The sequence below is a fragment of the Vibrio sp. VGrn 2 genome (genome assembly GCF_009361695.1).
GTDB lineage: Bacteria > Pseudomonadota > Gammaproteobacteria > Enterobacterales > Vibrionaceae > Vibrio > Vibrio diabolicus.
In genome coordinates, this window is the sequence record NZ_RBWD01000006.1 from 22,291 (window position 1) to 45,067 (window position 22,777).

Genomic DNA, 22,777 nt, shown 5'->3' on the forward strand with positions numbered 1-22,777 from the left:
TCGCTCCTTTCCTACTCAATCAACCAACGTTAAAAGCGAACTTCCACTTCGACCCCTTCAATCCATCGACTTTTTTCCAACGGCTCATCAAAGCTCAGTGTGACTTTTAAATAGGCAGGCTGCCCTTCAAATGGGCTTTGAAGTTCCGAAGGCAATTTGTTCACAACCTCAACCGGCTTCGATACCGTCGCATTAAACTTTCGACCATCAGGAAATACGACTTTTGCTTTGGTTTCTATATTACTGTATTCGAGGTATTTAGGATTTAGAAAAGCCGTAATTTCAGGTGTCACGTTGCGAGCAATCGTGAGCAATGGCGTATTTTCCGATACATTTTGCCCCTCATGCACATGAATATCGAGTACACGACCGTCCATAGGAGAACGGAAGGTGAGATCTTCTTGTTGAGCACGCTTTACTACCAGCTCACGCATTAAAGAACGATACTCTTGTGTCACTGGACCAGCCAACTCTAACTCTTCCAAGTTACGCATCGCATCCACATAAGCAATTTTCTGACTGCTTAACTGATTGCTCAGTGAGTTATTCACACTCACAATAGCCGCGTAATCCACCTCAGACACTTGCCCTTTCTTTCTGTAAAGGTCGTATTTTTTCTGAATATCACGGACCTTCTTCAAGCCTTCGGCTGAGCTTTCAATAGCACTTTTGTATAGCTCATCAGTACTTTGCACCTGATTTTTAGACAGTTTCACCAGCTCATCTTTAATGAAATCAATCTCTTTATTCAACGCATTATCTTTTAACAACAGCAGCGCTTGATCCTGAGTCACTTCCGTACCGACATTCACAGGCACTGGCCCAACAATGGCAGAGCGAGTTGCCGTCACCGTAAGTGGATGTGACGTGATTATGGCAGGCGCCGTCACTAACACTTGCGTTCTAAACAAATAATAAGCCATAAACAAAAGCGGACTGATTACAATCGCTAAAATCAAGTACCAACGGAGACGATAACCGCCACGCTTTGCCTGTCCGTAGACGACTTTCATCCCGTTCTCAGACTGCGGCTTGTTTTTCTTATCTAAGTGAAAGTTAACTTTCATACTAAAACTTTTTACCTCGCTTCAATACCCACCAAGGTGCCATACTCGATTCTTCATGACTTCTCCTCACAACTTCATTAACCATTGAGAAAGCGGTAATCAAACGCATGAAAAACTGGTAGACAGGGTAAAGAAATAACCATTTCGCTGACTTCAAATCCTCTTTTTTTCTCTCTGATACAAGCCCAATGTAGACAACAAAAATCAGAGCAGATAAGAAGAGGTAGACAAAATAGAGCATTAGCATCAACGCCAATACAAATTTAAGTGGATAGACAATCACCATGTACACGCTAAATATCACCACAAGCAGCGGCAATAAAACGTTTTGAATCACGCCATAAGCCAAAGTGAATAAAAAGTTCCCCCAACCAAGTAGCCGTGGAGACAACCCTTCATTGTGTTTACGCAAAAACAAAAACAATAAATCGCCATCCCAACGCAACCGCTGCAATACCAAACCTTTCAACGTATCTGGTACATCAGTATGGCCGATGGAGTGCGTCGAAAAGGCCAATTTATTATCAGGGTAACGACGTTTGTATTGCTTCAAGCGCATGGTTAAGTCGAGATCTTCTGCGGTATGCGTATCCCAGCCCCCCACTTGCTTAAGCAGATTCTTCCGAAACGCTCCGAATGCGCCAGAAATGTTATTAAGCACTCCCCATGTCGCCATCCCCGTTTTACCGGCTTGCATCGACAGCATGTACTCCAAGGATTGCATTTTGGTCAACAAGTTGGCGTTATGGTTGCGAACTCTTAACGCACCACCACTCGCAATCACATTTTTATCCGCGAACTGTTTCATCATGGTGAAGACCATGTCGTTATCGAATGACGTATCTCCATCCACGTTAATGACGATTTCACCACTAGCCATTGATAAGCCAGCATTCAGTGTTGAAACCCGGCCTCCTCGTTGCCATTTTGGCAACACACGCACTTTACGATTACGAACGCCTGCATGCCTTTTCTCACCATTTAACGCGGCTTGATAGGTATCTTGGTTTTGTACCGCCCCATCAACCACAGCAAGTACTTCGATATGACCTGGGTAAACTTGCTCAACTAACGTATCGATAGTGATCCCAATCGCGTCACCTTCACCATAACAAGTAATAACGAAACTCACTGAAGGAAACCGCTTTAATTCTGGGTCTTCTTGCGCATATGACCAACGAAATATCCCTGTTAGCACCAGCAAATATAGAGGTAGCTCGATAATGATCATGACGGGAAACAGCAATAGCCATAACTCTTCATTGTGAAGTAGCATGCCTCGAAGATAGTCGAGCAGAACGAGACTATCTTGCAGCATAAATCTCACCCATCAGCGATTCCATCCAAACAGAAACACCGTCTTCAATGATCGGATCGGGCAGGTCCCAAGCAAAGACATCCAACTCAAACTCTTCGTCTTCAACAAGTTCACAACTTTTGCTGTAAAATGGACAGGCTCGCGTTGGTCGTATTTGGCATTAGGACAAGCAACACATCCTGTTTGTACTGACAACAGATATCGGTATCTCTAAACAAGCCGCTAAGACGACGCGTCAGTTGATCCATCAATGAGAATAATTTTGCATCGCCATATTGCTTACCGTATTCATCGATCGTCGGTAAATGCAGTCCAAGTAGAAGGTGCTGTTCTTTGTGTCTCAGCGCGACTTTATTTAACCATGCAAGCAAATTTTGGAAAAAGCTGACTTCCACTTTGCCTTTGATCGAGAGTTCAGGAGCTTGAATGGACTTACCGTGTTGGAAAATGTATTCACCCACTTCACCAAGTCGATATTGGTAAATTTTACGGACAACAAGCTCTTCGACTTTGATCTTTGAGTCACAACTTAAACATTGACTGATCGTCGCCGCTTCAACAAATAAACTGGAGCAACTATTACAAACGTGGTTTTCAAGCGGGCGATCATAATCAACACCGATATGGCGCAGCTGGGTCAAACATTTAGGGCACTCAAGCTTTCCACGTCGCTGAAAGCTGTGTTGTTCACCAACATGGCCACAAGTGAAACAGTGCAAAGAGCTTTGAGAGTCGATATCGATGCTGCTGCAATCCGGGCACACCTCTACATAATTCAAGTGTCCGCTGTTGCAATGGGAACAAACACGAATTCTATCGATCAGTACTTCCGCTTCTAATACTCCGCGACCTTGCTCTGAGAACACGTATCGATAAGTCGAATAAATATCAGGAAACAACATATCAATGATTGGGTACGAATAAACCGACATAGACTCTAAGCTTTTTAAAGCAGTCACTCTTCGCTGACGATTGACCCCAAGCCAACCAATCAAAGGGTCTAACACTTCCGGTTCATCAATGGCATCGAGCTTATTTTGAATAGATCGCCAAATTTTTATTGATTCTCTAACTTCAAATACACCGTCGGTAACGCATCGAGAATAAGGGGTTTCCACGGAGACATAAACCGCCCAAGACCAACGCCCTTTCTCCTGATAAAACGCTTTCAGAGCAGTATCTATTTGGTGTGGATCTTGATAAGCAATACACACCATGCCACCGAGTCCCGTTGCCACCTCATCAATATGATTAACCAAAACCATATCTTCAGCTAACTCACTGACAGGCTGTTCACCAACCCAGTAGAAATTGTTATTTATTGACGACATTTTATTAGTTCTCACAACCACAAAATTAATTCATAACATCAGAAATATAGAACTTGCAGTAACAAAGCACTCTAGGTAGACAAGCCTTGCCACCGTTAAATACAACAATAGAACAAATATTTAGAGAGCTTTAACTCAGGCAGTAAAAGCAGAAAGATCTCTGAATAAAGTGTGAAGGAGGCCGTGAGTAGAGAAATCGGATAGCAAAGCGCATAGTACAACCTTTTGTTAGCAAGCTGGGATAATAGTGCGATTTGATGATGAATGAGATCCTTGCATTCACATCAAGCTCATTGTTTTATATCAGTCGATTCCTTTCTGCTCAGCATTTAACCATACCGACATGTATCAAATCTGAGACTTGGTAATACTTTACTAACTAATTCCCATTAAAATTGAGTGGCAAAACACTGAATAACATTCAATCATTCTGATTGTTTATCAAACAAGTATTTTTAAGCCATTTGAATGATTAATAATCACCATTTGTCTCGCTGTTTTTTCTGAAAGAACACGTAACACATTCAAACTACAGAATGAATCTACGTCACTTTTCTATGCTCTTTTTTGTTCAAAAAAGAAATGAGATCCAGTTCAAATATTTATCCATAACAGAATTAGTTGAAGCCAGCGCGTAAAAGCCTCAGAATGTCGCACTTTTCGTACCGATTTGTTTTCGGCGCGTTGTTATCTAACTCTACAATTGAGAATCATACATATGGGTTTTACCTCTTTAGGTCTATCTGCTCCAATCCTTAAAGCTATTCAAGAAAAAGGCTACGACACCCCTTCGCCAATTCAGGCAAAAGCAATTCCTGCTATTTTGGAAGGGAAAGACGTAATGGCAGCAGCGCAGACTGGTACAGGTAAAACTGCAGGCTTTACGCTACCGATTCTTGAGCGTTTATCGAACGGCCCTCGCGTTCGTGCTAACCAAGTTCGAGCACTGATCCTAACGCCAACACGTGAGCTTGCAGCTCAGGTGCAAGAAAACGTATTTATGTACGGCCGTCATCTTCCACTAAGCAGTGCGGTTGTTTTTGGTGGTGTGAAGATCAACCCGCAAATGCAGCGTCTTCGCAAAGGTGCGGATGTGTTGGTCGCGACACCAGGCCGCCTGATGGATTTGTACAACCAAAATGCAGTGAAGTTCGACCAACTGGAAGTGCTAGTACTGGACGAAGCAGACCGCATGCTAGATATGGGCTTTATCCGTGACATTCGTAAGATCCTAGCTCTGCTACCAAAACAGCGTCAGAACCTACTTTTCTCTGCAACTTTCTCGGATGAAATCCGCGACCTTGCGAAAGGCTTGGTGAACAACCCGGTTGAGATTTCCGTTAACCCGGCAAACTCGACGGCGAGAACGGTTGAGCAAAGCATCTACCCAGCAGACGTGAAGAAGAAAGCACCGATGTTGGTTAAATTGATCAAAGACGGCGATTGGAAGCAAGTGCTGGTGTTTACGAAAACGAAACACGGCGCAAACCGTCTGGCGAAGTTCCTGATCGAACAAAACCTACCGGCTGCTGCCATCCACGGCAACAAGAGCCAAGGCGCGCGTACCAAAGCACTGGCGGATTTTAAATCGGGTGAAATTCGTGTGTTGGTCGCGACGGACATTGCTGCGCGCGGTATCGATATTCCTCAATTACCGCAAGTGGTGAACTTTGAGCTACCTAAAGTGGCAGAAGACTACGTTCACCGTATTGGTCGTACTGGCCGTGCTGGCGAAGTAGGTAAAGCGATTTCACTGGTTTGTGCGCTGGAAGCATCTGAGCTGTTTGCGATTGAACGTTTGATTCAAGAAGTGCTACCACGTAAAGAGTTGGAAGGTTTTGCGCCAACCAATGTAGTGCCAGAATCTAAACTGGATACTCGCCCAATCAAACCGAAAAAACCTAAGAAGCCGAAAAAACCAAAAGCACCAAATGCTGCAAGTGAAAACGCCCCAGTAACCGAAAAGAAAGCAGGCAATGGTGCAAACAAACCTAAACGTCGCTTCAACGGTGGTAACAACGGCAACAAAAACAGCACCAACCAAGGCGGTGCGGGTAAGCCTAAAGGCAACCGTGAAGGCCAAGGTCGTGCACACAGCAAACCAGATGACCGTAAACCTAACGGCAACAAGCCAAATGGCAATAAACCGAGTGGAAATAAACCAAACGGTAATAAGAGTGGCAACGCTGGTAAACCGTCTGGTAACCGCAAGCCAAACAATGCTAAACCTGCAGGAAACAAACCATCAGGTCAGCGCCGTAAACCTCGTCCGCAGGCTGCAAACTAATCTGTAAACGGCCACCGATAGCAAATACAACAAAGCCGCTGATAATCTCAGCGGCTTTGTTTTTCTTAGAACACAGTTTTTTAGAACACAGCGTTGTTAAAACAGCCTACATTAAAGGTGTGATTCGAATATCTGCGATTTGCGCTTCGTTCTTTTCACCCTCAATACCACCAGCGTAGATGTAGGTTTCATTCGATGTGAGGTAACTCATATTGAAGTGATCCTTCAGCGCGATCTGATAGGTTTTCCCCTGCTCCAACGCCACTTCAATTGGCGTTGAGTAACGCATACCTTGGTTTTCACCAATATGGCCCATCTGCAAATAACCTTGACCAACCACTTTGCCTGCATCATCCAATACCTCTAACAATTTCACGGTATTCGTAATGCCAGTATTAAGTTGCCCTAGGTTATTGTTGTACCAAGCATCGAACTGGTAAGTGCCCGTTACAGGAGCTGTAAACGACTCTGCACCCTTTACGATGCCACTGTCTTTGCTCACCGTAACCACTGAGACATTGTCTTTGAGTGGCTGATATTCGCCAGCAAGTTTGATGCGGCTCTCTTCACCGACACAAACTGGTTGGCTTGGGTTAGAACGGAAGCCTTTATCGTTAATGCTTTCAGCCAAATAACAAGCAAAACCTGTTGGCGTATCGGAATAAGATTGAGCAATCACGTTCTTTTGAATCAGCTCGCCATTGCGATACAAGTTCACGTTGTACTTGCTCGTCACGTCAATCGAAACCGAATTATCAACGCTTGTTACCACCAATGTTGGCTCTTGCGGAGAATAAACGCGGCTATCTTCACTCACATACGGTTTCACACCAGAGACTAAAGTAATGCTGCTATCTACATTCACAAGCGCGCCCAGTGTCACGTGGAAATGCCCCTCTTCGTCCATCGTGACATTTTCAACTGGGTAGTAACCTGTTTCATCTTTGCTTACTTCAGGCAAGTCAATCGTTACCGAGTAGTTCTTTCCTTTAAAGGCAAAGTTTTCCAACGTGATTTGTTCAGACTGAGCCAACAAGTTATTGCGCACCCAACTTGTGATAAACGGCTTCACTTCCAACTTACCTGTTTCGGTATGGATGCCGAATAGGGTCTCTACCACCATGTTCAAGTAGCCACCCACAGACCAAAGCTGACGCTGAGAGTTAATCACTGGGCCATCCAAGCTCGGATCTTCGCCATGATCACTATGGATGATGAATGACTTACCAGAAAGCCACTCTAAGTTTTCCATGTTGGATAAATTGGTTGCCGTACCACGAACCAACGATTGAATGGCATTGTTCGCTGCTGCCACGTTTTGTGTTTGATGCGCGGCGCGCAAGCTGTACGCGGTAACAAATGGCCAAATTGCGCGGTTATGGTACACAGGCACGTCTGGTTGTTGAGGGAAATAAACCGGCACGCCAAACTCACTGTGTGGGTAATTGGCCATGATTTGTTTCGCCTGCGCATCACTTGCCACGCCACTGATGATCGCCAACGCTTCACCCAACATGTCGTATTTGTCGACCGCGATGTCTTTGCCATTGTCAAACAAATAGCTTACGTACATACCGCGTTCGGCATTCCAAAACTGGTCGTTGATAGCGGTTTTTAACTGCTCAGCCCACTCGGTGTATTTGACCGCGTTGGTTGAATCGTACTTCTCTGCCAACTTAGCCGCGAGCTGAATCGCGCGGTAGTGAACCACGTTTGTCGATAACGCTTTGCTGCTACCAATCGCATTGACATCGTTTGGCGTCCACGTTGAATACGTTTGCTCACGCCAATCGAGGAATGATTGCTCACCAGTGTATAAACTAGATTTCGCATCAAAAGCCGCAAGGCGATCGGCTTCAAGTGTATTACTGATAGCGTTATATGCGCGCTCAGCAAACTGGTTGTACTCTTCTCCATCCAATGCCGAAAGTAAGCGTTCTGCACCCAGCGCCCAAGTCGTGCGGTCGGTACTGATTGGCCAGCTACCGCCCGTGCCCGTATCTTGGACAATCTGTTCGCCATCGTATTGCTGATCGGTTGTGTCACGGAAAGCAGACAGTTTAAAGTTGAGACCATTTTGCACGCGAGTTGGATTCATCAATGCAAGCGAAAGGTCTGCTGCGTACGCCAAATCACGCGTCCATACGTAATGCCACTTCGCGCCCGTCTCAAAAACTTCCACTTTGATTGGGTTGTTGTAGTTGTAATTGCCGTCTTTGATTTCAGAAACGGCAAGCTGGTCTAGCTCTTTCATCGTCAACGCAAACAACGCATCAAACGCGACATCACCCGACACCACTCGCGGCCCTGTTTGCTCATTAATCACTAAGCCTTGGTCGAGCGCATCACGCAATTCTGTCGTCGTTGAAATACCAAATTCACGTAGCTCAGCTTTAGGATCTTTCACCGAGAAAATCACGGTATCACTCGAATCATCGTAATTGGCGAACAGTTTCACTTCTTTACTCTGATGCCCTTCATGCACCATTGCAGGGTCGAGAATCGCATCAGAGTAGTATTTTTCCGCTTCTTCTTGCGTTGCTTTCGTCACAGTCATTGTCGCGCGACTTTCATCGGCAAAGCTCACAGAAAACTTGTAATACCCTTTGTCTTCAAACGTGATCTCAGAGTTACAATCATCGTTCATACACGCTTCATTCGTGTCTGGTTTTGGCAGGTACTCCTGAGCCTTATCGAACGTCGCGGGCTCCTCAAAATAGGTGTATTGGATCTGCCAACCCGGATCAGCAATCTTGAACTGATTGCTACCTCGAGCGACGCGCAGTACGGTTTCGTACTCGTTATTACCCAAATAGTTTAGCTTGGCATGCTCTGCCGTGCCCCAATCCCCATTTAAACCACGTAAATATAAGTCGGCTGAAATAATTGGTTTGTCGACCGGCACAGGCGCATCAGAGGAATCTGATCCACATCCAGCAAGACCAATACAAGACGCGACAGCAAGCGCAATAAAACTCGGTTTCATGTTCATCCCTTAGATTGTTGTTTTGGCGACAGTCTAAAGAACACCCTTTTGAGGGGAAAATAGGAAGTCAGGAGCGAGCTATAGATAACATCTATACGTCAAACCCCAATAGTGATTTAGATCTATGAAATGCGCATAATTTCAATCAAATGAGATTACAGATTTGTGATTTATAAATGAAATTGTGCAAAATACCCCTCGTTATTAGAGGGGAAAGAAAATGGACAAATCTCTGCAGCAATTTTTACTGGTTGCACGCTGCCAAAGCATCAGCGCTGCGGCAAGAATGGCAGGGTTAAGCCAGCCAACGGTAACAAGCAATTTAAAGAAGCTGGAAGAGAATCTCGGCGTGACGCTGTTTGAACGTCACCCTAATGGCATGGTGTTGACCGAATACGGGCGCATCCTCTATCGCCATAGCAACGCAATGCAGCATGAATACAACCAAATGATGCAAAGCATTGATGAACGGAAACAGTACCAAGTCGGAAAAATTAAAATGGGTACTGGCGATGCGTGGTGGCCGCTGTTCGTCAAACAAGCACTCAATGAACATCTGACCAAGCAGCCATCGGCATCTACGCACGTCGAATTTGGCAACCACTTAGGCTTGATGGATTCATTAATCAACGAACAGATTGAATTCTTCATCGGCCACGAGATTGTCGGCTTGTCGTCTAAATGCGATGTTACGTTTATTCCGTTATTTCAAACGGTTGATGCCTATTTTGTTTCACCAAACCATCCACTGCTAGGTAAAACCGTCACCGAAGAGATGCTGCACGAATACCCTGCTCTTTCGGTCACTTATGACGCTAAGAAATTCGCTCACGTCATCGATAACCCAATCCCGAAACAAAATGAACGCGAAAGGCAGCAACTGGATGACAGACCGACTTACGAAGTGGATTCTCTGCTCGCCAGTATTGATGTACTGAAAGAAAGCGTCGCGGTGATGTCTTATACCCGCCATCTGCAACCGTATTTGGAATCCTTTGGCTTACGATGCTTAACCATGGAAAACGAACCAAACCCTGGCACCGTCGGGATTTATCGCCACCGCCGAGAAACCTCTGAATCGCATCTAGATCTGATTGCTGGTATCACTCAGCGCGCTAAATTGCTCAACTAGAAAGTCCAAAAACAGGCGAACTCTTTTCGGTTGATATTTGCGGCTTTGATAAATGACATGCAGATCCGCTTCTGCGCCTTGCGAAAAGGCGCTGAAGTTTTTCATATACCCATCCAAAACCGTTACTAAACGTTGTTGTTTTAGGTCTTGCTGAATATCTAAAATCGATTTCAACGCAATCCCCGCACCGTCCAACGCCCATTGTCGAATCACTTCACCATCATCAGAAAAGCGCTTTGGCGTGACCGTGATCGTTTGGTGAGACTCTTCATCTTTAAAGTGCCACGTTTTTAATTCTTCATTGCTGCGCACCATGGCTAAGCAGCGATGATCCGCGAGATCTTGAGGACAGTTTGGGATACCTTGCTTCAACAAATAATCAGGTGACGCGCACAGTACGCGTTGACTCGATGCCAGCTTGCGCGAAATGAGATTGCTGTCCGCTAACTCGCCGTAACGAATCACTAAATCGAGCCCCGATTCAGCCAAGTTCGACAAATTGTCATTAAGATAAAGATAAGGCGTCACATCCGGATATTGCTCAGAAAAAGCCGACACCATCGGCGAAATAATTTGTTTGCCAATATCTCGTGGAGCTGAAATTTTCAACGTTCCGCGCACTTGCGAAATACCCGTTTGCAGTAAGTTTTCCGTCTCTTTCACGCTATCAATGATGTTCAGACAAGCTTGATGGTACATTGCCCCGGCGTCCGTGAGTGATACGTGGCGTGTGCTTCGGTTGAGCAGCTTTACACCATAGCGTTCTTCTATCGCTTGCAGCCTTGCCGTTACCGTCGCCGGAGACAAACCTAGCTCCCTTCCCGCCGCTGCCAGACCTTGATGTTTAACGATGCTGACAAACAACGTCATATCCGAAAACTTATCCATCTTCGCGCCCTTATTGTTTAGAAAAACTGAATAATCAATTCAGATATTACCCAATTATCAAATTAAGTCGAATCCATATACTGGCCCTATCGACATTGTTTAGACCCAGAACATTATGTGACAGGGCAAAGTTAAACGCCGTAAAGCTGTATTCGGCGTCACTGTGTTCAACGCACAACAACACGCCCTGCCCAGCCAGAGATAGGAAACAAAACATGAAACTGTACATTTATGAACATTGCCCCTTTAGCGCCCGCGTCCGTTTTGTTGCAGGCATGCTGAATATTCAGCTCGACGTCATCAACATTGCTTATGACGACGAGAGCACCACCACAAACATCATCGGCGCCAAACAAGTTCCTCTTTTGATCAAAGACAATGGTGAAGCCATGGCGGAAAGCTTAGACATCATCAACTACTTCCTTGAATTGGCATCTTCCAATGAAAGCAGCCAACCCTCAACACCGGTTTTAGACTGGCAAAAACAAGCGTTTTTACCGCTACAAAAAGTCGGATATCCGCGTTGGTCAAACATGACGTTACCGGAATTTGCAACAGAAACCGCGAAACAAGCATGGCGTGCAAAAAAAGAAACCGAAGCGTTAAATTTTGAAGCTTTGATTAACGATACACCTGCGATTGCGAAAGAAGTCGCCGCTTTGATAGAACAAACTAAACCCTTGCTCAACCTAAGTTCAGAAAAGCAAACGTCACTGGTTGATCAAGCCATTATGTTTTCCATTCTACGCGGCTTTTTCAGTGCGCCCGAAGTGCAATGGGATCCAGCCGTACTTCACTGGATGGCAACCGCTCGTAAAGCGACCAACGTGCCAGTACTTATCTGAGGAGCGCAACATGAAACAAAGAACAAATAAGCTGTTTGAACCAGCTCAACTAAAAGCGTTGTCACTACAAAACCGTATTGTCATGGCACCAATGACTCGCGCACGCACCAGTCAGCCGGGCAACATCCCGAATGAGATGATGGCAACGTATTATCAACAGCGCGCTTCTGCCGGGCTGATCATTTCCGAAGCCACACAAATTTCGGACGATTCTCAAGGCTACTCGTTCACCCCTGGCGTTTACACCGATGCGCAAGTGGCGGGCTGGCAGGGTGTGACCCAAGCGGTCAAATCACAAGGCGCAGCGATGTTTTGTCAGCTATGGCATGTGGGCAGAGTGTCTCACCCAACATTCCAAAATGGTGAACAGCCTATCGCACCATCTGCGCTCGCTCCGGTAGAGACGCAAGTTTGGATTGCGGATGAACAAGGCAACGGCAATCTGGTCGATTGTGTTGAGCCACGCGCCATGACACAAGCGGACATCAACCGAGTTGTCGGTGATTTCGCGAACGCAGCCAAACGCGCCATTGAATCGGGTTTTGATGGGGTAGAAATCCACGGCGGGAATGGGTATCTGATCGATCAGTTCTTAAGAACCAACTCAAACCATCGAACAGACAACTACGGCGGTTCACGAGAAAATCGTATCCGTTTTCTTATCGAAGTAGTGGATGCAGTTATCGCCGCTGTCGGTGCGCATCGAGTTGGAGTGAGATTGGCACCATTCATTACGTTTAAAGATATGGACTGCCCAGATATCGTGCCAACAATCTTGGAAGCATCAAAACAGCTACAGGAGCGCGACATTGCCTACTTGCACTTGTCCGAGGCCGATTGGGCCGATGCACCAACGATTCCCGAGACGTTTCGAATCGAACTTAGAAAGCGCTTTCGCAACGCTATCATTGTCGCAGGTCGCTACGATCCTCAACGAGCAAACGAAGTGTTAGAGAAAGGCTACGCGGATCTTGTCGCATTCGGACGACCATTCGTAGCAAACCCAGACTTAGTCTCTCGCTTGCAACATCACCATCCGTTGGCAGAACTCGATGGCTCAACGTTGTTTGGCGGAAACGAACGAGGCTACACCGATTACCCTGCTCTGCAACAGGAATACGCAGAACAGGCCTAACAAAAAAAAGCCCCAACCTAGCTGCTACGGTTGGGGCTGTCACCAAACTAGAATTGGTTTTAGCTAGCTTAATCTGGCTAAGAGTTAAATCACTTCTAACGCGCCGCTGCGCCAAGGTTCGATAACGACTTTGATGTGATCATTTGGCGTCATTAACTGTCTAAACGCATCTTCCACACCATCGATTCCCACTTTGGCGGTAAGCATTTTCTGCCAAGGCAACTTGTGTTCGGCAATCGCTTGAAGGCATTGCTCAAACTCTTGCGGTTGGTAGTAGTAAGAGAATCTCAAATCGAGCTCTTTTACCGTCGCGTACGCGTAGTTAATGGTTGCTGGAGCCGTATGAATGCCTGATACAACGATTCGAGATCGGGCGGGAGCACGGCGCATGAAATCATCAATCAAAGTATGTTTGCCAACACACTCATAGATGACCAAACGTGAATTCATTCCATACTGTGCCCCGACGGCGATCTCGTCCTCCTTGGTCGGGTTGATCAATCGATTTGCGCCAAACTCGCTGGCAAGTTGCAGCTTCTCTTCCTGAAGATCGACCGCAAGAATGTTGCTCACACCGCGTTGTTTGAGCGCTGCAATCACCGCCAGCCCTATAGGGCCGCAACCGACAACCAGCGCTGTATCTTCCGTTTCGATTTCACTGCGATTGACCGCATGCAAACCGACCGCCAGCGGCTCGGTTAACGCTGCCGCTTCAGACGGCATTTCGTCGGGCACTGGCAGTAGGAGCGCTTCATCAAGTAGGAAATACTCAGAGTAAGCGCCGTAAGTACCCGGAGTGACGCCAACGCCTGCGCCATTTTGGCTGAGCAACATCGGCACAGACGTGACTCGGCTACCGACAGGCAACGTTTGCTGCGTGTCAGCGCCGTATTCGACAATTTCCGCACAGAACTCATGTCCCAACATCACTTGAGCGTGCTCACCTACTTCATCAGGCATCAATCCAAGCTGGTGGAATACATCAAATACTTCATCGGCGTGTCGAGTAATGTGTAGGTCGGAGCCACAAATCCCACAGGCAAGGCTGCGAACCAACACTTGTCCTGCTGCGGGCTGGGGTATTTCGACTTGCTGCAGGCGGACACGGCCATCCAGCATTACGATACTGTTCATCTGTTGCATGAGATTACTCCGCAAGATCATCACTCAGGCCAGCAATCACACCCGGCTTGATGTAGCGTGCAGTAAAACCTTGCGCATTGGCAGCGGCAACCACCACTTGCTCAATCCAACCTGCGTCCATGATGTTGAGAAAGTTACCCTCTTCGTCAAAGTTAATGTTCGCACCTTGGATCACCATAAAGCCATCTGCACCACCCGACTCTTCTGGACAGTGAAAGGTATGAATCGAACCGCCCGGCTCATATAAGTAGCTACCAGCGGTTTGGACTTGGTCTGGATACTCGATGTAGTGCCACGCGCCACTCAGTGTATAGAAATGCACCACACCAGTATGGAAGTGCTTAGGCAGAGTGATACCCGGTTTGAACTTGGCGCGAATCACCCACGTACCATTTTCTGGGTCAAGAAACAGCGGGTAAACATCAACACCCGGTAGCGCGTCTTTAATGATCGACTCTTCATTAGTATTAAGAGTTAATAGGAAATCTTGATGCTGAATAACTTCTGGTAATGACATAACTTACATCCTCACTATTGCTGTAATTTGGCGTGCTCGCCTATTCCATCTATCCCATGAGTGGGTACTTAAAATTCTCGAAACCGTCAGATGCGCTAATGGTGCAGCCGTTGATACAGTTGGCTTTCTCGCTGACAAGAAACGCTACCACGTTGGCAATCTCTTCTGGTTGCGTGAAGTTTTGGCGCATCTGTTCTTTGCGGATGTGGTTCCACAAGCCGATCTCTTCGTATTGCCTTAACATCGGAGTATCGACGCGTCCCGGAGCGACGGCACACACACGAATATCCAGAGGCGCTAACTCTAGAGCGGCGCATTTGGTCATCATATCGACTGCGGCTTTACTGACGTTGTAGGTAAACGTCATCTCGGAGGCCATTTGGGCGTAAACGGAAGAGGTATTGAGGATCACGCCCGGTGTCCCTTGCGCTTGGAATTGTCGTCCAGCGGCGAGAATGCCATAGTAAACGCCGTTTTGGTTGACTTTAGAGATAGGCTCAAAGTCGGCGATAGGATCATGTTCAAGCAGAGGTTTCGGTGCGCCGATACCTGCATTGTTGACCATGATGTCAAGTGAGCCAAATTGTTCGACCGCGTACCTCACCATGGCTTCGACTTGTTGGTAATCGGTGACGTCCGCAACAAAGGTTTCCAACTGCTTAGAGCCAAAACTTGCGTACATTTGCAGTGATTGCTCTGAAATATCGACAGCAAGCACTTTGGCTCCTTGCTCTCTTAGCTTTGCAATAATAGCTTGCCCAATTCCACCCGCAGCGCCAGTCACTATGGCAGTTTTATTGATAAGTTCCATACAGCTTCTCATCCATGCGTTGTTGTTATCGAAATGTAACTTAGATCAACTCACTGGCACTCACTTGACCTTTTACGAAGTAAATTTGATATATTGAGATTTACAACCTGTTAACATTTAAAAATCGAGACATGTATATCGTACGAAGTGGCGCTGCCGATAAATTTGATAGCTTGGTTTCAGAATTAGGTCAGAATCCGCAAGAGATAATGGCCGCTGCTGGCCTGTCTGCCGCGCAGTTTCGCGATCCCGATACGTATCTCGCTTATCCAAGATTGGCTGAATTGCTGGAAGAAGCGGCTGCTCGTTGTAAGCAACCGTTGTTTGGTGCGTTACTCGCCGAGCGCCAAAACCTGCAAAGTTTAGGCGATTTGCCGATGCTGGTTTCTCGTGCTGAAACGGTCGGTGATGCATTGGCGCGGGTGAATGATTATCTCTATTTGCATTCGTCAGGCGTTACTCTCAACATGACGCCACAAGATGATTGGGTACGATTGTCGCTCAATATTGATGTGAATAGTGACCGCGGTATTGCGCAGTTGATGCAGCTCAGTGTGTCACACTTAGCCATGTTTATCGCCAGTTTGCTCGATATTGAAGCAAGCCACTTCGCGCTACATTTGACTCAACACGCAACCTTGGAAGTAGAGCAAAGCAAGTTTGCCCAACAGAACAAACTGCGTTTCGGTGATAAGTTTGACGGTATCCTACTTAAAGCGAGTCTGCTTAACGCTAAGAACCACCAAGACGAAGACGCACTGGATCGCCACTTTCAACAGCACCTCAAGTATTTACAAACCCGCTATCCTAACAATCTGAGTGATCAAGCAGCGAATATGATTGGTCGTTTGTTGTCGACGGGAGAATGCAGCGTGGAGCGCGTTGCAAGAGCATTAGACCTGCATCCGAGAATGCTGCAAAGCAAGCTAAAGCAGCAGAGCACGAGTTATCGACAGCTGTTGCAGCAAGTGCGTCAGGATTTCGCCGAGCAGCGTTTAAGTGAGAATATTCAGAGTATTACCGATATCGCGTTGCAACTGGGTTATGCAGAAACTGCGGTATTCAGCCGCCACTTTCGCAGTTGGACAGGAAAGTCGCCTAGCCAATGGAGACTGGAGAACAGAATAAGTTGAACCAGTTTGAGAGCATAGATTAAAAAGCCGCTGATATTCAGCGGCTTTGAGCGTTTAGTCGATACTATCGAAACGCTAAATCACGTAAGAAAAGTGAAATCGAAGGGAAGAAAATCAGCATCACAGAGACCAAAAGCAAGATGAACACAAACGGTGGCGTGCCGCGAATCACTTCTACATAAGGGCGTTTAAACACGGCAATTGCGGTAAAGATGTCGCAGCCAAATGGTGGTGTTGCAGAACCTATCGCAGCTTGCAAGGTCACGATGGTGCCGACCAGTACTGGGTCAATGCCAGAGGACTTAATCACAGGTGCAAAGATAGGGATCAAAATCAGCATCACTACGATTGGATCAACGAACATACAACCAATAAAGAACGCAATTGAAATAACGACCAGTAACTCGGTCTGCGAAAGATCATTAATCCCGATCATACCCAACAATTCTTGCGGGATCTGGGCAAATGAAATTACCCAAGAAAAAGCAGCCCCTGCTGCGACTAAGATAAATACCACCGCGGTAACCATGCCCGTAGAAAGCGCGATTTCGCCAAGCTCCTTCCATTTCACTTTACGGAAGATAACCATTTCTAATAACACTGCGTACAACACCGAAACCGACGCCGCTTCGGTAGGGCTAAATACTCCAGCATAAATACCGCCAACAGTAATGATCGGAAAACCAAATGGTAAAACCGCTTTACGTATTGTGGTCCAACGTTCTTTCCAGCTGGCTCGCGGGGCATTTTCTACAGAGCTTTTACCTGCATAAAAATAACAGTAGGCAGAAAACATCAATAAAATCACGATCGCCGGTCCAATACCAGCAATAAACAGCTCAGCAACCGATGTTCCAGACACCACACCATAGATGATCATACCGATACTCGGTGGAATAAGGAGCGCTAAGTCAGAGGCGTTAATAATCAAAGCAAGAGCAAAACTGTCTTTGTAGCCATACTCCAACATTTTCGGTCGCATAATAGAGCCAACAGAAACAACGGTGGCTTGTGTCGACCCCGATACCGCACCAAACATCGCACAGCTAAGCGATGAGGTGATCGCCAGACCGCCACGAACGTGCCCAACAAACGCCATTGCGACATCTAGCAAGCGCGTTGCTGCGACGCCTCGGGTAATAATTTCTGCCGCGAGAATAAACATCGGTACTGCGATCAACGCAGCGGGTTTGATGCCAGCAAGCATTTGCTGGATCATAAAATCTGGCCCCAAGCCAAGAAAAACAATAAATCCCAACATGGTCGCCGCTAATAGCGGTACCAGCATCGGAAAGCCAAAAGCCAACAACGTGATCATCGTTGCAACAAGAGCGGTCGTCATAGCGCTTTCTCCTGCTTAGTGGCAGAGCCGACTCTATCTGGTCGAGATGAGCGTGAACGCTTTGTCAGCATTATGAAACGTTTGATATGGCGACCACCCACACGCGCGAACTGAACCGTGCTAAAGAAAAGGCCAATCGGTGCGATTAAGTACACCCAACTCAAAGGTACTTGCATTGCAGGAGAAAGACGCCCCATTTGGCTCACCTTGCCAATGTATTGCCACGAATACCAAGTTAGCACCGCCACCAATGCGGCGGTGAGTAAATAAATAATGCCGTTGGCTAAAGTTTGTATACGCTTTGGAAGCATATCGGTAAATGCCGTCATACGGATATGGCGAGATTGGCGGGCAGCATAACTGCAACCAATAAACGTGACGGCGATAATGAGGAAATAATTGAGTTCTTCTGAAAAGTAGATGCTTTGGCTAAAGAGGTAGCGCCCTAACACGTTAGCAATTGAGTTCAACGCAATAAGAAGCACCGAGCCAATGAGCAGTGCCGCCTCCGCTTTCTGTATATATTTATCTAGCCACTGAAAAATCCCTTTCATCCGCGCTGCTCCTGATCAACAAAAATGTTAATGAAACGTTATCTTTTTCATGACAATCAAGTCAATCAGGTGAATAAGAAAGATTTTCTGAACTTGGCGCTTTCGCAGAAAAAATTGGTCAGAGCATACTGCTCAGACCAAAAAGTGAGAGGTTGGAGGGTTTGTATCGAGAATTTCAGCAATCACAGATAACCCATGCTTAATGTAGCCTCGATTAGTCTCTGCTCCCAAACTGATTCGCACGTAAGGCATTGGCTGATTAGTATCGAGAACAAAAGGTTTATACCCCGTGATCTGCACCCCAGAACGCTTAGCCGAAGCGACCAGATCATCACTGCTCCACTGCTCGGGTAACCTCAACCAAATGTGCTGAGCATTCGGGTGTGAGCTATAAACATGCCCTTCTAAGGTGGCTTTTGCTATTCGCTGGCGCTTGGCAAATTCATTGACTTGAAATCGAACAAGTCGATTTAATGTACCGTTTTCGATCCACAAATGAGCGACTTCAAACGGTAACGGAGTCGCAGACCAACTCGTCGCAGCTAAACGGCCAATCGCATGCTGCAAAAAATGACGTGGGACCGTTAAATAGCCCGTACGCATACCTGGCGCTACGACTTTGGTTAAACTGGTAACATAGAAAGCCTGCTCGGGTAACAGTGCGGCGAGAGGTGGGACACGATTGGGCTCTAGTGCCCCATACACGTCATCTTCAATCACGTAGATCTCATACTGCTTTGCAATATTTGCTATCGCCTCTCGGCGCGAAATATCCATATGCGCACTATTCGGATTGGCCATGCTCGGTGTGCAACACAGCGCCTTGATTGGTTTGTGTTTACATGCCCATTCAAATGCATCCGGCGTGATACCAAACTCATCCATCTCAAGCGGCTGCAACTTAAATCCAAGCATTCTCGAGCGAGAGATCAAGCCATGATCGACTAAGTGACCACAAGCGACTAAATCACCGTGTTCAACAACGGTGCTTAAAGCCAAGGTCAAGCCATGGCATGCACCATTTGTGAGTAATATTTGATCGGTACCAACGTCTAACCCTTGGCTACTGAGAAATCGCGCTCCGGACTCAATATGATGAGGCTGACCTGTTACTGGCTTTGCTTTACTGATCAAACTGCGATTGTTTGTTTGCCCAGCAATGTCCATTAACGCCTGATTAAAAAGCGTAATGTGGCGATCGGTTACTACCGGATGAGCGATCGACATATCAATTTCATCCGGCGTTTCTTTCATCTCTTGCGTCAGCATGAACTCCGTGTCCGTGCTTTCATCCACAAAGCCTGACTTTACAAACGTACCGTTTCCCACCCAAGACTCGAGCGCACCTTTTTTCTCTGCATAACCATATGCATGACTGACGGTTTGTACGCTCACGCCAATTTGCTCCGCAAACTCACGATGTGTGGGTAGTCGAGTACCGGGTTTTAGGTAACCACTGCGGACACATTCGACAAGATAATTGCCAATGGAGATGTACTTAGCGGTGCCTGGGCGAATGATCGGGTTCAAAGAAATTGTCATGACACAATATTTTAATTGATTCATTTTTAATGCTCATTGTAACTTCAATTTAACAAATGGCGAGTTTTTAGCCATCAAATGCGGTGTAATGCACAAAAATGAGCCACAATTGTAATGATTGACATGAGAAATATAGATTCAACAAACATGTTAAATGGCATCGTTTAATCCAAACCCAGCCGCAGTGGTGAGTTGCAATAGTTTTTAAACGCAGGTCTGGCTGACCTGGTGGAAGGTAGAAATACCTCAACGTCTCCGAAGGCCCATAAGGCGTCGGATTTTTAACAAGGAGAAAATATGAGAGGCGTTGCTTTGCATTTTACACTGGATGAATTCCAGGACCGATTAACAAAAGTTCGGCAGTCGATGGAAGAACGAGAGTTGGATGTCCTTATCATTCACGATCCTTCTAACATGGCATGGCTGACTGGTTATGACGGTTGGTCTTTTTATGTCCCACAATGTGTCGTTGTAGGATCATCTGGCGAGCCTGTTTGGTTTGGGCGCTGCCAAGATGCCAATGGGGCATACAGAACTGCGTATATGTCGGCAGAAAATATCACCTACTACCCAGACCATTATGTAATGAATCCACCATTACACCCAATGGATTTTCTGGTAGAAGCGGTACTCGCCCCGCGTCTTTGGGATCGCGGCCGTATCGGGGTGGAAAAAGATAACTATTACTTTAGTGCCACCGCTTACGAGTCACTCACCACGCACTTGCCGAATGCTCAACTTCTCGATGCAACCGGGCTAGTCAATTGGTGTCGCGCCGTTAAATCTGATCAAGAACTAGCTTATATGTACCGCGCAGCTCGCATTGTTGAAAACATGCATCGCGTCGCGTTCGATATGATCGAGCCAGGATTGCCGAAACATCATCTTGTCGCCGAGATTAACCGCCAAGCAGTACTTGGGCATGAAGATCACTTTGGCGATTACACCGCGATCGTACCGCTTTTGCCATCTGGTTCTGATGCTTCTGCACCTCACCTAACGTGGGACGATAGACCTTTCAAAAAAGGCGAAGGTACTTTTTTCGAAATCGCTGGGGCGCATCGCCGTTACCATTGCCCACTCTCTCGCACTATTTTTCTTGGGGAACCAGACGACAAATTCAAACGTGCAGATGAAGCATTAACCTTAGGTCTCGAAGCAGGCTTAGAAGTGGCAAGACCAGGCAATACCTGCGCCGACATCGCCAACGCATTGAACCAAGTTCTGGATAAAGCAGGATTCTCACGTGAAGGCGCCCGCTGTGGCTATCCAATAGGTTTGAGCTACCCTCCTGACTGGGGCGAACGAACCATGAGCTTGCGAGACACCGATAAAACCGTATTAAAAGAAGGCATGACATTCCACTTTATGCCGGGGCTATGGTTTGAAGATTGGGGGTTAGAAACCACCGAAAGCATTGTGATCACCCGTGATGGTGCAAAAACACTGTGTGACTTCCCACGCCACTTATTTGTTAAACACTAACTTTTCAAACCGTAAGTTCTGTTGAACTAGGCTTAAGAACAAAAAGGACTCGATATGCAAAAGAGCTCGATCACAGCCACCGTAGACTTTGACCGAGAAGGCGTGCAGCACGGCTTTTTAGCGCTGCCCTATTCCCATGATGACTCCGCTTGGGGAAGCATCATGATACCTATCACCGTGATCAAAAATGGTCACGGGCCAACGGCGCTGCTTACTGGCGGTAATCACGGTGATGAATACGAAGGCATTACCAGCCTACTTAAATTGGCTAACTCGCTGCAAGCAGAGCAAATCCAAGGTCGCGTCATTATTGTGCCAATGATGAACTTACCTGCGGTACAAAATGCCTCGCGCACATCGTCTATCGATAAAGGGAATTTAAATCGCAGCTTTCCCGGAAACCCTGTAGGCTCAGTGACCGAAAAAATCGCGGATTACTTTACTCGTTACTTAGTACCCATGTGCGATTTTGCGTTAGACATTCATTCAGGTGGTAAAACGTTAGACATCGTGCCTTTCGCCGCAGCCCATCGCCTCGACAACCTCGATCAAGAAGAAGCATGCATCTTAGGTGCAAAGCTGTTTGGCGCACCTTACACCATGATCTTGCTCGAAATGGACGCCACCAGCCTGTACGACACCGCAGTGGAATCTCAAGGCAAAATTTTCGTCACCACAGAGCTCAGAGGTGGCGGAACCAGCACTCCAGAAACCATCGCTTATGCCGACCGTGGTATTCGTAACTTCTTGCGTTTTTCGGGCAACTTATCAGGTGATTACGAAAAACCAACCCTGCCAACTAGGTTGCTTGATATGCCCGATGCAAGTTGCTACGTGCAAAGCCAGCACAACGGTATCACCGAATACTTATTTGAGCTTGGCGATACCATCAAACAAGACGATGTACTGGCAAGAATCTATTCAACCGAGCGTACAGGGAGCGACCCAATCGAATACAAAGCGCAGCGCAGTGGGATTTTTGCTGCACGTCGTTTCCCTGCCATGGTCAACATTGGTGACACGGTCGCCGTAATTGCCGAAGACTGTGGCGAATTAAACTAACTCTTACTAGGGCGTATTGACCTTTCGCGGTTAAATTTTGTTCGAGGTAAAATCGTTTTAGGCGCGGCGAAGACTATGCAGCCTAGTCATTCTAAGCAAATGGTCTTCAACAAAGCATAAAACGATTTTTGCGGGGGCGCCTAGCTCGAACCCTTCGGGCAGCCTTTGTGGTTCATTTCTACTGCGTTATCGGCTTTTT

Annotated in this window: 17 protein-coding genes and 1 pseudogene; 7 read left to right on the forward strand and 11 right to left on the reverse strand. The window is 46.7% G+C overall.

Going from position 1 to position 22,777, the window contains the following annotated elements:
• Nucleotides 1-29 precede the first annotated feature (29 nt).
• The 3 genes and pseudogenes from D8S93_RS11740 to D8S93_RS11750 all read right to left on the reverse strand — a co-directional run bounded on the left by D8S93_RS11740 (nucleotide 30) and on the right by D8S93_RS11750 (nucleotide 3,716).
• Nucleotides 30-1,067, reverse strand: a complete 1,038-nt coding sequence (locus D8S93_RS11740) for an HlyD family secretion protein (RefSeq protein WP_152813338.1) — start codon at nucleotides 1,065-1,067, stop codon at nucleotides 30-32.
• Between the two features lies 1 nt (nucleotide 1,068).
• Nucleotides 1,069-2,385, reverse strand: a complete 1,317-nt coding sequence (locus D8S93_RS11745; RefSeq protein WP_047008068.1) for a glycosyltransferase family 2 protein — start codon at nucleotides 2,383-2,385, stop codon at nucleotides 1,069-1,071.
• A pseudogene (locus tag D8S93_RS11750) lies at nucleotides 2,372-3,716 on the reverse strand (diguanylate cyclase domain-containing protein). The gene D8S93_RS11745 and the pseudogene D8S93_RS11750 overlap by 14 nt, the downstream one beginning before the upstream one ends.
• Nucleotides 3,717-4,434: 718 nt before the next feature.
• Between D8S93_RS11750 and D8S93_RS11755 the strand changes: the two are divergent.
• Nucleotides 4,435-6,003, forward strand: coding sequence for a DEAD/DEAH box helicase (locus D8S93_RS11755; protein WP_152813340.1), 1,569 nt, complete (start codon nucleotides 4,435-4,437; stop codon nucleotides 6,001-6,003).
• Between the two features lie 106 nt (nucleotides 6,004-6,109).
• Here D8S93_RS11755 and D8S93_RS11760 read toward each other — a convergent pair whose 3' ends face one another.
• Nucleotides 6,110-8,989 (reverse strand): MGH1-like glycoside hydrolase domain-containing protein, encoded by a 2,880-nt coding sequence (locus D8S93_RS11760; RefSeq protein WP_152813342.1) that lies wholly within the window; start codon nucleotides 8,987-8,989, stop codon nucleotides 6,110-6,112.
• Nucleotides 8,990-9,209: 220 nt separating this feature from the next.
• Here D8S93_RS11760 and D8S93_RS11765 point away from each other — a divergent pair, with 220 nt between their 5' ends.
• Nucleotides 9,210-10,121, forward strand: a complete 912-nt coding sequence (locus D8S93_RS11765) for a LysR family transcriptional regulator (RefSeq protein ID WP_020841841.1) — start codon at nucleotides 9,210-9,212, stop codon at nucleotides 10,119-10,121.
• On the opposite strand, the gene D8S93_RS11770 is transcribed toward D8S93_RS11765, so the two are convergent.
• Entirely contained in the window at nucleotides 10,074-11,009 is a 936-nt protein-coding gene (locus D8S93_RS11770) for a LysR family transcriptional regulator (protein WP_152813344.1), read from the reverse strand. The genes D8S93_RS11765 and D8S93_RS11770 overlap by 48 nt on opposite strands.
• Nucleotides 11,010-11,224: 215 nt before the next feature.
• On the opposite strand from D8S93_RS11770, the gene grxB reads away from it, so the two are divergent.
• Nucleotides 11,225-11,854 (forward strand): glutaredoxin 2, encoded by a 630-nt coding sequence (gene grxB / locus D8S93_RS11775; RefSeq protein ID WP_152813346.1) that lies wholly within the window; start codon nucleotides 11,225-11,227, stop codon nucleotides 11,852-11,854.
• Between the two features lie 10 nt (nucleotides 11,855-11,864).
• Nucleotides 11,865-12,989: an alkene reductase gene (locus D8S93_RS11780; RefSeq protein ID WP_152813348.1), complete on the forward strand. Its 1,125-nt coding sequence runs from the start codon at nucleotides 11,865-11,867 to the stop codon at nucleotides 12,987-12,989.
• A gap of 84 nt (nucleotides 12,990-13,073) precedes the next feature.
• On the opposite strand, the gene D8S93_RS11785 is transcribed toward D8S93_RS11780, so the two are convergent.
• The 3 genes from D8S93_RS11785 to D8S93_RS11795 are packed head-to-tail and all read right to left on the reverse strand — an operon-like array spanning nucleotide 13,074 to nucleotide 15,460.
• Nucleotides 13,074-14,132 carry a zinc-binding dehydrogenase gene (locus tag D8S93_RS11785; RefSeq protein ID WP_069496962.1) on the reverse strand — a complete coding sequence of 353 codons (1,059 nt, stop codon included), beginning with the start codon at nucleotides 14,130-14,132 and terminating at the stop codon, nucleotides 13,074-13,076.
• A gap of 4 nt (nucleotides 14,133-14,136) precedes the next feature.
• Nucleotides 14,137-14,649, reverse strand: a complete 513-nt coding sequence (locus tag D8S93_RS11790) for a 2,4'-dihydroxyacetophenone dioxygenase family protein (RefSeq protein WP_152813350.1) — start codon at nucleotides 14,647-14,649, stop codon at nucleotides 14,137-14,139.
• A gap of 49 nt (nucleotides 14,650-14,698) precedes the next feature.
• Nucleotides 14,699-15,460: an SDR family NAD(P)-dependent oxidoreductase gene (locus tag D8S93_RS11795; RefSeq protein ID WP_047008061.1), complete on the reverse strand. Its 762-nt coding sequence runs from the start codon at nucleotides 15,458-15,460 to the stop codon at nucleotides 14,699-14,701.
• A 131-nt stretch (nucleotides 15,461-15,591) separates the two neighbouring features.
• Here D8S93_RS11795 and D8S93_RS11800 point away from each other — a divergent pair, with 131 nt between their 5' ends.
• Entirely contained in the window at nucleotides 15,592-16,593 is a 1,002-nt protein-coding gene (locus tag D8S93_RS11800; protein WP_054866953.1) for a helix-turn-helix transcriptional regulator, read from the forward strand.
• A gap of 64 nt (nucleotides 16,594-16,657) precedes the next feature.
• On the opposite strand, the gene D8S93_RS11805 is transcribed toward D8S93_RS11800, so the two are convergent.
• The 3 genes from D8S93_RS11805 to D8S93_RS11815 form a co-directional block, all read right to left on the reverse strand.
• Nucleotides 16,658-17,935, reverse strand: a complete 1,278-nt coding sequence (locus D8S93_RS11805; RefSeq protein WP_005392736.1) for a TRAP transporter large permease — start codon at nucleotides 17,933-17,935, stop codon at nucleotides 16,658-16,660.
• Entirely contained in the window at nucleotides 17,932-18,489 is a 558-nt protein-coding gene (locus tag D8S93_RS11810) for a TRAP transporter small permease (RefSeq protein WP_134645451.1), read from the reverse strand. The genes D8S93_RS11805 and D8S93_RS11810 overlap by 4 nt, the downstream gene beginning before the upstream one ends.
• Before the next feature lie 132 nt (nucleotides 18,490-18,621).
• Nucleotides 18,622-20,055, reverse strand: a complete 1,434-nt coding sequence (locus D8S93_RS11815; RefSeq protein WP_152813352.1) for a PLP-dependent aminotransferase family protein — start codon at nucleotides 20,053-20,055, stop codon at nucleotides 18,622-18,624.
• A 273-nt stretch (nucleotides 20,056-20,328) separates the two neighbouring features.
• Here D8S93_RS11815 and doeA point away from each other — a divergent pair, with 273 nt between their 5' ends.
• Together doeA and doeB are read left to right on the forward strand one after the other, a co-directional pair.
• Nucleotides 20,329-21,516, forward strand: a complete 1,188-nt coding sequence (gene doeA, locus D8S93_RS11820) for an ectoine hydrolase DoeA (RefSeq protein WP_005392731.1) — start codon at nucleotides 20,329-20,331, stop codon at nucleotides 21,514-21,516.
• Nucleotides 21,517-21,570: 54 nt separating this feature from the next.
• Nucleotides 21,571-22,578 (forward strand): N(2)-acetyl-L-2,4-diaminobutanoate deacetylase DoeB, encoded by a 1,008-nt coding sequence (doeB, locus tag D8S93_RS11825; RefSeq protein ID WP_006741395.1) that lies wholly within the window; start codon nucleotides 21,571-21,573, stop codon nucleotides 22,576-22,578.
• Nucleotides 22,579-22,777 lie beyond the last annotated feature (199 nt).